4 protein-coding genes are annotated in these 9577 nt (G+C 71.7%); all 4 read left to right on the forward strand.

The features are described 5' to 3' along the window. Nucleotides 1–171: 171 nt before the first annotated feature. Entirely contained in the window at nucleotides 172–6648 is a 6477-nt protein-coding gene (locus ACIRPK_RS16110) for an RHS repeat-associated core domain-containing protein (protein ID WP_403038621.1), read from the forward strand. Between the two features lie 3 nt (nucleotides 6649–6651). Further along, nucleotides 6652–7434 carry a hypothetical protein gene (locus ACIRPK_RS16115; protein WP_403038624.1) on the forward strand — a complete coding sequence of 261 codons (783 nt, stop codon included), beginning with the start codon at nucleotides 6652–6654 and terminating at the stop codon, nucleotides 7432–7434. Between the two features lie 123 nt (nucleotides 7435–7557). Beyond that, nucleotides 7558–8355: a lipoyl(octanoyl) transferase LipB gene (gene lipB / locus ACIRPK_RS16120; protein ID WP_403038627.1), complete on the forward strand. Its 798-nt coding sequence runs from the start codon at nucleotides 7558–7560 to the stop codon at nucleotides 8353–8355. A gap of 122 nt (nucleotides 8356–8477) precedes the next feature. Then, nucleotides 8478–9431 carry a lipoyl synthase gene (locus ACIRPK_RS16125; protein ID WP_403038630.1) on the forward strand — a complete coding sequence of 318 codons (954 nt, stop codon included), beginning with the start codon at nucleotides 8478–8480 and terminating at the stop codon, nucleotides 9429–9431. Nucleotides 9432–9577: the final 146 nt, after the last annotated feature.

Raw genomic sequence — 9577 nt, forward strand, 5'->3', positions numbered from 1 at the left:
ACCCGGGGGGGGGGCCCCCCGGAGGGGGGGCCCGGCGCCCCCTATACCCGCGCGGCCCCCCCCCCCCCCCCCGCCCCCCCCCCCCCCCCCCCCGGGGGGGGGGGGGCCGGCGGGGGGCCCCCCCCCCCCACGTCCCGTTTTCGCACGAGGAACGACATGAAGGAACATCCCATGACCAGGAGACGGGCCGCCTCACCGCGGACCAGGATCAGAGTCGCCACCGTTCTGGTGAGCACACTGGTCGGCTCACTGCTGCCCACCCTGCCGCTGGTGGCAGGCACGGCCGGCGCCGCCTACGCCAAGCCCTCGGCCGTCTCCCCGGAGAAGCCGGTCAAGGGCTCGAACGCCCAGGGCAAGGACCGCCGCCCCGACACCACGGTGAGCGCGCCCGGCGCCCGGCAGGCCGACTGGCCCGCCGAGGGCCGCGCGGTCGTCGAGCTGCCCGCCGAGGCGGGCCGGGCCGGCCGGGCCGCGGGTCTGCCCGTCACCCTGGCCACCACCGACGACCGGGCGCCGCAGCGGGCGGCCGTCCAGGTGCTCGGCCAGGACCTCGCCCGCCGGGCCGGGATCTCCGGCGTGCTGCTGACCGTCAGCGGCGCGGACGCCGCCACCCGGGTGAGCGTCGACTACAGCGGCTTCGCGCAGGCGGCGGGGGCCGGCTTCGGTGCCCGGCTGCGGCTGGTCCAGCTGCCCGAGTGCGTCCTGACCGCACCGGAACGGCCCGAGTGCCGGGTCCAGACGCCACTGCCCGGCAGCAACGACGTCGAGCGGCAGACCGTGACCGCCGAGACGGCGGCCCCGGCCCCGGCGGCCGGCTCGATGCGGCTCTCCTCGGGCAGCGGGCCCACGACGGTGCTGGCGGCGGCCGCCACCACGGCCGGTCCGAGCGGTGACTACAAGGCCACCCCGCTGTCCCCGGCCTCCAGCTGGTCGACCTCGCTGAACAGCGGGTCGTTCTCCTGGGCCTACGACATGCCGATCACCGCGATGCCCGGTGGGCTGACCCCGAAGGTGGGCCTGTCCTACAACTCGGGCAGCATCGACGGACGGACCGCGAGCAGCAACAACCAGGCCTCCTGGGCCGGGGACGGTTTCGAGCTGTCCCCCGGCTTCGTCGAGCGCACCTACAAGTCCTGCGCGGACGACGGGGTGAAGACCGACGACAAGGAGCCGGGCGACCTCTGCTGGGCCACCGACAACGCCACCATCAGCTTCGCCGGCCACTCCGGTGAGCTGATCCCGGTCGGCGCGAACGAGTGGCGGATCAGCGGCGACGACAACACCAAGATCACCCGGGGGCGGGACACCGCCCGCGCCAACGGCGACAACGACGGCGAGTACTTCCGGGCCGTCACCACCGACGGCACCCGGTACTACTTCGGCTACAACCGCCTGTCGAACTGGAGCAGCGGTAAGCCGGAGACCAAGTCCGTCTACACCGTGCCGGTCTTCGGCAACAACGCCGGTGAGCCGTGCAAGGGCGCCGACTTCGCCTCCTCCTGGTGCCAGCAGGGCTGGCGCTGGAACCTGGACCTGGTGATCGACTCCAACGGGAACGACATCACCTACTGGTACGCCCAGGAGACCAACAACTACGGCCGCAACCTCAAGGCGGCCGACCGCACCCCGTACGTGCGCGGTGGGCGTCTGGACCACATCGAGTACGGCCAGCAGCAGGGTGACATCTACTCCGCCACGGTCAAGCCGATGGGCCGGGTCGACTTCGGCACCGCCGAACGCTGCCTGGAGACCACGGCCGGCCTGTGCGACCCGGCGAAGATCGGCGCCAACCGGCAGTACTGGTACGACACTCCGTGGGACCAGAACTGCGACGACGGCAAGGACTGCACCAGCCAGCTCTCGCCGACCTTCTTCACCCGCACCCGGCTGACCGAGGTGGCCGCCAAGACCCTGCAGGCCGACGGCAGTTACCTGGCCGTCGACACCTGGACGCTGAAGCACAAGTGGGGCACCGCCGACTTCGACTACCAGCTGCTGCTGGACTCGGTCCAGCACACCGGCTCCTCCGCCACCCCGGCCGTTCCGCTGCCGAAGACCGGATTCGCCTACCGGCAGTTGGCCAACCGCCTGGACAAGGTCGGCGACGGACGGGCGCCGTTCATCAAGCAGCGGCTGGGCACCATCACCGACGAGCGCGGTGGTCAGATCGACGTCAACTACTCGGCGCCGGCCTGCGACTGGAACAACCTGCCCACCCCGCAGACCAACACCACCCGCTGCTTCCCGCAGCAGTACCAGCCGGCCAACGAGACCCCGGTGACCACCGAGTGGTTCAACAAGTACGTGGTCGAGTCGGTCATCGCCACCGACCGCACCGGCGGCGCACCCGACCTGGTCACCCGCTACAGCTACCTCGGTGACGCCGCCTGGCACTTCGACGACGAGGACGGCATCACCAAGGAGAAGCTCAAGACCTGGTCCCAGTGGCGCGGTTACGCCCGCACCCGGGTCGAGACCGGCGGCACCTCCGGGATGTCCACCCAGGCCGAGCACTACTTCCTGCGCGGCATGCACGACGACCGCTCCGACCCCACCGACAAGACGAAGAAGCGCACCGTCACCGTCGACGACGGTCATGGCACCGTGCTGACCGACGATCAGGCCTGGGCCGCCTTCGAGTACCGCAGCGAACAGTACGACAAGCCCGGCGGCAAGATCGTGGGCAAGACCGTCAGCACTCCGTGGAAGAAGGAGACCGCCAAGCGGGTCCGCGACTGGGGCACCACCACGGCCAACATCACCGGCACCGCCGTCCGGCGCTCCTTCACCTCGCTGGACAACGGGGCGGGTGTCAACTGGCGCGAGACCCGCACCAGTTCGGGGTACGACGACTACGGACGGATCATCAGGTCCGAGGACCTGGGTGACGTCGCGGTCGGCACCGACGACACCTGCACCCGGACCACCTACCTCGCCAACACCTCGGCCTGGATCTTCACCGCCGCCGCGCAGACCGAGACGGTGGCGGCCGACTGCACCGCCGCGGTGAACCTGGACACCCGGGCGGACGGCAGCTCCGCCGTCCTCTCGGACGTCCGGCAGCGCTTCGACGACCAGGCCTACGGCGTCGCCCCGACCAAGGGCACCGCCACCCTGGTCGAGACGCTGAAGTCCCGCACCGGTACCACCGCGACCTACCTCGACGGTGCCACCCACTACGACGTCTACGGCCGGGCCGACAGCACCACCAAGCTCGCCTCGACCAGCGTCTTCGACACCACCGGCGCCACCGCCCCGGTCACCACCGCCAGCCCGCTGGCGCAGACCACCGGCACCGGATACAGCCCCGCCACCGGCCGCCCGACCAAGGTCACCGTCACCGGACCGCCGGTGGTCGCGGGCAGCCCGGCCACTGCGATGGTCTCCGTCACCGAGTACGACCTGGCCCGCGGGCTGCCGGTGGCCACCGTCGACGTCAACAACCGGCGTACCGACCTGCTGGCCGACGCGCTCGGCCGCAGCCTGAAGGTCTGGCAGCCGAACCGCTCGAAGGTGAACGCCCAGACGCCGAACGTCGAGTTCGCGTACACCGACCTCGACGGCAAGCCGAACACGGTCGCCACCCGCTCGCTCAACGCAGACGGCTCCCAGGACACTTCCTACGTCCTGTACGACGGCCTCGGCCGGGCCAGGCAGACCCAGGCGCCCGGTGAGGCCGGCGGCCGGGTGCTGACCGACACCTTCTACGACGAGCGCGGCCAGGCCGCGCTCGCCTACGCGCCCTACTACGCCACCGGGGCGCCCGGGGCGACGCTCTTCAAGGTCGAGGACGCCACCGGTGTCGAGACCCAGACCGCCAACACGTACGACGGCCTGGGCCGGGTGGTGCGGAGCAGCGTGCTGGCCGGCAACGGCGTGGGCACCCCGCTCTCGACCACCCTCACCGAGTACGGCGGCGACCGGGTGACCGTCACCCCGCCGTCGGGTGGCACCCCGAGCACCACGATCACCGACGCGGCCGGCCGGACCACCGAGCTGCGCCACTACAAGTCGGCCACACCGACCGGTGATTACGACCGGATCGGCTACCGCTACGACCCGGCCGGGCACCTGGTCAACCTGACCGACCAGGCCGGTACCCAGTGGTCCTGGGCCTACGACCAGCAGGGGCGGCAGGTCAAGACGGTCGACCCCGACGCCGGGACGGCGGTCAAGACCTACGACGACCGCGGCCTACTGGTCACCAGCAAGGACGGCAACAACAAGACGCTGGCCTACGTCTACGACAACCTGGGACGGCAGACCGAGCTGCACTCCGGTTCGCCCACCGGCCCCCTGCTGACCTCCCAGGTCTGGGACCCGGCCGGCAACAAGGGCCTGATCTCCTCGGCGACCCGGCACGTCACGATCGGCTCGACCGCCTACCAGTACAAGACCACCTGGTCGCTGTACGACCCGCTCGGCCGGGCCACCCGCACCACCCTGACCGTGCCGTCCGTCCCCGGCCAGGAGGCGCTGGCCGGCAGTTACGCCAGCGGGACGGTCTACCGGCTGGACGGCCAGCCGCAGAGCACCAGCTACCCGGCGGCGGGCAACCTCGCCGGTGAGTCGGTGGCCTTCGGCTACGACGCCCTGCACCGGATGAACTCGGCCCAGGGGCTCAGCGGTTACCTCTCCGCGCAGACCTACAGCCCGACCAGCAAGCCGCTCCAGGCCACGCTGTCCGACGGCACGCCGAACAAGCAGCTCTACCTCACCAACACGTACGAGTGGGGCACCCAGCGCCTCGCCTCCTCGCGCACCGACCTGTACGGCGTCGCCACCGCGCTCCGCGCGGCCGCGTACTCCTACGACCCGGCCGGCAACATCACCTCGATCACCGACACCTCACGGGGGGTCACCGACCGGCAGTGCTTCAGGTACGACTACCTGGTGCGGCTGACCGAGGCGTTCACGCCCGGCACCGGCAGCTGCCCGGCCACCCCGGACGCCAGGTCCCTCGGCGGACCGGCCCCGTACTGGACCGGCTACACCTACAACAGCGACAGCACCCGGAACACCCGGACCGAGCACGACCGGACCGGGGACACCAGCAAGGACGTCACCGCCAAGTACGGCTACCCGGGGGCGACCGCCCCCCAGCCGCACACCCTCACCGGCACCAGCGGCACCGGTGTGCTCGCCGAGTCGTTCGGCTACGACCCCGGCGGCAACACCGTCACCCGCCACCGGCAGCTCGCCGCGACCACCACCAGTGACCAGGTGCTGACCTGGGACGGCGAGGAGCACCTCGGCAAGGTCGTCGACACCCTGACGACCGGCGGCACGACCACCACCAGGTCGACCGACTACCTCTACGACCCGGCCGGGAGCCGGCTGACCTCGCACGTCCTGGACAGTGCCGACCCCGCCGCCGAGAAGTGGACGCTCTACCTCGGCGGCACCGAGCTGACCCTCACCAAGGGAGCCGCCAAGCCGACCGCGACCCGCTACTACTCGCTCGGCTCGGCAGCCGCCGTCCGGACCGACGACGGCAAGGTCACCTTCCAGATCGTCGACCACCACGGCACCGCCGAGCTCAACCTGGACGCGGCCACCGGCACGGTCGCCCAGCGGCGGACCAGCCCGTTCGGCGAGGTACGCGGCACCAAGCCGGTCACCTGGGCGGGCAGCCACGGCTTCCTCGGCGGGGTCGACGAGTCCACCGGACTCACCCACCTCGGGGCCCGCGACTACGACGCCGCGAACGGACGCTTCGTCAGCGTCGACCCGCTGTTCGTGTCGGACAGCCCCAAGGAGCTGAACGGCTACGGCTACTCCGGTGCCAACCCGATCGGCACCAGCGACCCCGACGGCCGCAAGATGTGTGCGGACGACTGCTCCAGCCGGGACATGGCCCTGCACGGCTGGGTCGGCATGGGCGGCACCTGGCACGAGCCCACCGAGGGCCCGGAGTGCACCACCAAGTGCCATCCGCCGGCGCCCACCACGCCGACCACCGTCACGACCGGTAGCGCGGAGAACCGCAAGAAGTGGCACGAGGCCCGGGTCGCCTGGCTGATGCAGCCGGACAATCCGATCATCGGTAAGTACCTCGCCGACATCCGACGAATCGACAAGAAGTACTGCACCAAGGGCGCCCGGGACGGCTGCGGCGCGTTCGGCCTGGCCGAGGACATCATGCTGGAGAACTTCGTCGAGAAGATCGCCGGCCGGATCGACGAGTCCGCGGTCCCGTTCGACCCGAAGCGCTTCAAGACGCTGACCAAGAAGGGCAGCAACCTGACCACGTACGCGTTCAGCAACGGCGAGTACCAGATCGCCTTCGACCTGGCCCGGGCCGGCTCGAAGGTGGTCGCGATCGACGAGGGCGGCGGGCAGGACGGGAAGACTCCCGACGCCTGGGTGGACGGCGTCCTCTCGGAGTTCAAGGCCCCGACCTCGATGGGCAAGGGCACCGTCCAGGAGAACCTGAAGAAGATGACGGGCAAGGGCGCCGAACGGGCCTACGTCAGGCTTCCGGACAACTACGAGGCGGCAACGGCCATGTCCAGCCTGAAGAGCTATCTCCACAACAGCAGCGCCGACTTCAACACGTACACGGTGTGGGGCTCGGGCGACGCGGGCGGTTGGGCCATCTCCGGTAAGGTCGGCAGCGAACCCAAGTGCAAGGGCTGGGGGTGCTAGCCGGTGTCGACTGACGCAGCGCTCCTGGTACGGCGGGTCAGCGGGCCCGCCCTCACCACGGCGGAACTCGGCCGGGCCCTCGGGCTTCCGGCCGACCCGGCCGGGGTGACCTGGCAGCGGACCACCGGGCCGGACGGTTCCGGCTTCAGCATCCGGCTGAGCACCGACCCCGGCGACCGGCTCGGTCCGGCCGTCGGCGAGGTCTCCGCCGAGTGGCCCGCGGTCCGCCCGTACGACTGCTACCTCCACATCGCCATCGACCGGACCGCCGGGGACGACTCCCTGGCCGCCCTCCAGGGCTACGGCCGGTGGGCGGAGGACGCCGTGCACGGCACCTGGCCCGGCCTGGAGACGTCCCTGGAGGTGGAGGGCGCGCACGGCTACCGGGGCGTGCTGCCGGAGCTGACGGCGGCCGAGGTCGTCGTCCAGCTCGCCGGTGCCGAGCCACCGTCGGGTGACGGGTGCTCAGCCGCCGAGCTCGCCGAGCGGGGCGCCCCGGCCGGTCACCCCCGGCCGGGCTTCCGGCCGGAACCGTCGAACCGTCACCTGGTGACGGCCGCAGCGGCGGGCGACACGGTCACCGAGACGGTGGCCCTGCGCACGGCCGAGGCCGGGCACCTGACGGTGGCCCGGGCGACCGGCTGGTCGCTCCCCGCGGAGGCGGTGCGGGCCTTCGTGGACCGCCTGCTCGCCGAGGCGGCGGTGGCCTTCGACCGGGTGGACGTCGCCGTCTGGGTGGACGGCCGGCTCCGTCGGTACGAGGTCGGCGTCCGCCCGTCGGCCTGATCGAGCACGAAGACCCCGGTCGCCGCGCGGCGACCGGGGTCTTCGCGTTCCCCCGGACAGCTCCGTCCGGAGGCGGGCGTACAGTTGCCGGGTTGGTCTCGAACGCCATGGCAAGGAGCAGCGGTGAGCGAGCAGGTGCGTTTCGTGCGGATGGGCATAGGCGAGCGGTCCGTGCCGTACGAGGAGGCCTGGGCGGAGCAGCAGCGGCTGCACGCGCTGCGGGTCGCGGACGAGATCCCGGACACCGTGCTGCTGCTGGAGCACCCGCCGGTGTACACGGCGGGGAAGCGGACCAACCCCGAGGACTTCCCGCTCGACGGAACCCCCGTGGTGCAGGTGAACCGGGGCGGCGAGATCACCTGGCACGGCCCCGGCCAGCTGGTCGGGTACCCGATCGTGAAGCTGCCGGACCCGATCGACGTGGTCGCCTACGTCCGTCGGTTGGAGGAGGCGCTGATCCGGGCCTGCGGTGAGTTCGGGGTGGGCACCACCCGGATCGAGGGCCGCAGCGGGGTCTGGGTGCTCGGTGCCGACATCCCGGGCGCCGTGGTGGACCCGTCCCAGGTGGTCGAGATCGGCAAGCTGACGCTGCGGATGGGGCTGCCGCTGGGGATCGACCCCCGGCTGGCCGGGCCCGAGTACGCGGCCTCCAACGCCGGCCAGCGCGGCGACGACCGCAAGCTCGCCGCGATCGGTGTGCGGGTCGCGCGCGGGGTGACGATGCACGGGTTCGCGCTGAACTGCGACCCCGACATGACCTGGTTCGACCGGATCGTGCCCTGCGGCATCCGGGACGCCGGGGTCGGCTCGGTCAGCTCCGAGCTGGGCCGGGATTTCGGGGTCGGCGCGGCCCTGCCGGTGGTCGAGCGCCACCTGCGCGAGGTGCTGGCCGAACTGCCGGAGCCCGCACTCGCCCGCTGAGCGGGAATGCGGTGCGCCGCCGGGGCGCTGTGCCCCCTGCGAATGCAGGGTGCAGGCCCGGTACAAGCCCTATAAGCACAGGCGTACCCTGGGGGTACCCCGTCTAGTTCTAGGAGTCGCACGTGTCCGCTGTCGCGCCCGACGGCAGGAAGCTCCTCCGCCTGGAGGTCCGCAACAGCGAGACCCCCATCGAGCGGAAGCCCGAGTGGATCAAGACCCGGGCCAAGATGGGCCCCGAGTACAACGCCCTCCAGGCGCTGGTGAAGAAGGAGGGGCTGCACACGGTCTGTCAGGAGGCCGGCTGCCCCAACATCTTCGAGTGCTGGGAAGACCGCGAGGCGACCTTCCTGATCGGCGGTGACCAGTGCACCCGCCGCTGCGACTTCTGCCAGATCGACACCGGCAAGCCCGCCGACTTCGACCGGGACGAGCCGCGCCGGGTGGCCGAGTCGATCGTCACGATGGACCTGAACTACGCCACCATCACCGGTGTCGCCCGTGACGACCTGCCGGACGGCGGGGCCTGGCTGTACGCCGAGACGGTCCGCCAGGTGCACGCGCTGACCGCCGACCGGGCCACCGGCCGGACGGGCGTCGAGCTGCTGATCCCGGACTTCAACGCGGTGCCCGAGCAGCTGGCCGAGGTCTTCTCGTCCCGCCCCGAGGTGCTGGCGCACAACGTCGAGACGGTGCCGCGGATCTTCAAGCGGATCCGCCCGGCGTTCCGCTACGAGCGCTCGCTCGACGTCATCACCCAGGCCCGCGCGGCCGGTCTGGTGACCAAGTCCAACCTGATCCTGGGCATGGGCGAGACCCGCGAGGAGGTCAGCCAGGCGCTGGCCGACCTGGTCGGTGCCGGCTGCGAGCTGATCACCATCACCCAGTACCTGCGGCCGTCGGTCCGGCACCACCCGGTCGAGCGCTGGGTGAAGCCGCACGAGTTCGTCGAGCTCCAGCAGGAGGCCGAGGAGCTGGGCTTCGCCGGCGTCATGTCGGGCCCGCTGGTCCGCTCCTCGTACCGGGCCGGGCGGCTGTACCGCCAGGCGCTGGAGCACCGCGAGCGTGCGGGCGTCTGATCCGAGACGTTGTCCCCGGGGCCGGGGGGGGCCGGGGCCCCCCCCCCCCCGGGGTTTAAAACGCGTTGTGCCGCCCGTCACCCCACCGGTTAACCCCCCGGGGGCGCGGCGGGCCGGGCCCGTAAAAAAACCAACACAGGTGTAAC

It is taken from the genome of Kitasatospora sp. NPDC101801, assembly GCF_044766665.1.
Classification (GTDB): Bacteria; Actinomycetota; Actinomycetes; order Streptomycetales; family Streptomycetaceae; genus Kitasatospora.